Annotated in this window: 2 protein-coding genes; one reads left to right on the top strand and one right to left on the bottom strand. The window is 67.4% G+C overall.

What is annotated here, in order from left to right; genetic code table 11:
• Window positions 1–125 precede the first annotated feature (125 nt).
• Complete coding sequence (locus tag ACGFSA_RS35025) at window positions 126–1,379, top strand: IS256 family transposase (RefSeq protein ID WP_393310208.1); 1,254 nt, start codon at window positions 126–128, stop codon at window positions 1,377–1,379.
• Between the two features lie 94 nt (window positions 1,380–1,473).
• Here ACGFSA_RS35025 and ACGFSA_RS35030 read toward each other — a convergent pair whose 3' ends face one another.
• Window positions 1,474–2,211, bottom strand: coding sequence for an SAM-dependent methyltransferase (locus tag ACGFSA_RS35030; RefSeq protein ID WP_393310210.1), 738 nt, complete (start codon window positions 2,209–2,211; stop codon window positions 1,474–1,476).
• Between the last annotated feature and the right edge of the window lie 103 nt (window positions 2,212–2,314).

A 2,314-nucleotide genomic window follows, 5' to 3' on the forward strand; every position in this document is an offset into this window, starting at 1 on the left:
CGAGCAATACTCAAGACCTGTGGATCGGCCTCGGGTTGGCACGTGAAGGGCGTACCTTCCCGAATGATCCTGTGATGGTCATCGAGTAGGCCGACGTTCGCTGCGTCGGTCGGGAAGGCACGCCCGTGCTCACGGTAGTCAACGAAGACGGAACGACGCCACACGGCTCCCTGATTGACGAGATCGTCCGCGAGGGCGCGAGGCGGATGCTGGCCGCCGCTCTGGAGGCAGAAGTCAGCGCCTACATATCAGAGTTGGCCGATCAGCGGGACGATTCCGGCCGCCGTCTGGTCGTGCGCAACGGCTTCCATCAGCCGCGGAAGGTGACGACCGCGGCCGGGGCGATCGAAGTGAAGGCCCCGCGAGTCAACGACAAGCGCGTCGACGAGGCCAGCGGCGAACGCAAGCGGTTCTCCTCGGCGATCCTGCCGCCCTGGGCGCGTAAATCCCCGAAGATCAGCGAGGTGCTGCCGCTGCTCTACTTGCACGGTCTGTCGTCCGGTGACTTCATGCCCGCGCTGGAGCAGTTCCTCGGCTCCTCCGCCGGCCTCTCACCCGCGACGATCACGCGGCTGACCACGCAGTGGCAGGCCGACCACAAGGCCTTCATGGACCGCGATCTGTCCGCCACGGACTACGTCTACGTCTGGGCCGATGGCGTTCACCTGCGCATACGCCTGGAAGAAGCGAAGGCCGCCGTCCTGGTCATGGTAGGCGTGCGGGCCGACGGCACCAAGGAACTGATCGCGATGACCGACGGCTACCGCGAATCTTCCGAGGCATGGGCGGCACTGATGCGGGACTGCGCCCGCCGGGGCATGCGGGCCCCCGTCCTGGCCGTCGGCGACGGGGCGCTCGGCTTCTGGAACGCGCTGAACGAGGTGTTCCCCGAGACCCGCCACCAGCGGTGCTGGGTGCACAAGACCGCGAACGTCCTCGACGCGCTGCCGAAATCGGCCCAGCCTGCCGCCAAGCGCGCCATCCAGGAGATCTACAACGCCGAGGACAAGGAGCACGCGGCCAAGGCCATCGCCGCCTTCGCCAAGCAGTACGGGGTCAAGTACCCCAAGGTCGTCAAGCGGCTCACGGACGACGAGGAGGAACTGCTGGCGTTCTTCGACTTCCCCGCCGAGCACTGGATCCACCTGAGGACCACGAACCCGATCGAGTCGACCTTCGCCACCGTCCGGCTACGCACCAAGGTCACCAAGGGCGCCGGCAGCCGGGCCTCCGCACTCGCCATGGTCTTCAAACTCATCGAGTCCGCCCAGGAACGCTGGCGGGCCGTGAACGCACCCCACCTTGTTGCCTTGGTCCGGGCCGGAGCCCGCTTCGAACGCGGCCACCTCGTCGAACGCCCCGAAGCCCTCGCGGCTTGAGGGCCGACGGCGAAACACGAGGCAGACGTGCCCCGGGCCCGGCAGTGCCTGGACGATCTGTCGGAGGGGGCCGGGCGCCGGGGCCTATCGAGGGTCAGTCGGATGTCTGACGCAGGACCAGACTGACGAAGCCCCACGTGTCCCGGTAGACGCGCAACCATTCGGTGCGGCGGGTTGCGGCTGTCTCAACTACCTGCGAGCTGTCCGGGTCAGCAGGGTGGTCCAGGGCCCATTCGGCCAGAGCCCCCCAGCAGGCCCACTCGTAGTTGTCCAATTCCTGGCGCGTGCTGACATGCCCGTGGACGGGAGTCCACCCGTCGGCAACAACGCTGTCCAGGGTGGTCGCCAGGTCGGTGGAGTTCCCGAGCATTTCGACGGCCTCCTGGGAGGGTTCGCGGTCCCAGAACCCTTCGCCGATCAGGACACGTCCGCCGGGAGCCAGATACTTGCGGGCCGCAGCGAGGGTGGGAAGCAGGCCGCCGAAGGCATGTGTGGCCCCGAAGCTGAGCACGAGGTCGAACGAGTGCGGGGAGGCGAAGTCGGCAGCCGACAGGTGATGGAGGTCCAGGCGTTCCTCGACCCCGAGCTTGTTTGCGGCCGCACGGGCATCCGCCAAGGCGCCCTCGTCGATGTCGACGCCCTCGGCGTGCAGGTCCGGATGCGCGGACAGGGCGCGCAGGAGCCACTCACCGCCGCCGCAGCCGAAGTCGAGTATGCGCTCGTCACCACGCGGGATGCCGCGATCCAGCAGTCGGCGCACCGAGTCGTCGTCGAGCGGGGACTTGATCGGGTGATTTGCATGGGCGAGCCTGGAGATCTGTTCACGATTCACCGGCGCAGCTTGACAGCGCCGGAGGCCGCACGCACCTCGATTTCCCCTGCGGACCGGACGCCTGCCATGCCACCTTCGATCCACAGGTATTGACGATTACTCC

Source organism: Streptomyces sp. NPDC048496, assembly GCF_043200055.1.
Classification (GTDB): Bacteria; Actinomycetota; Actinomycetes; order Streptomycetales; family Streptomycetaceae; genus Streptomyces.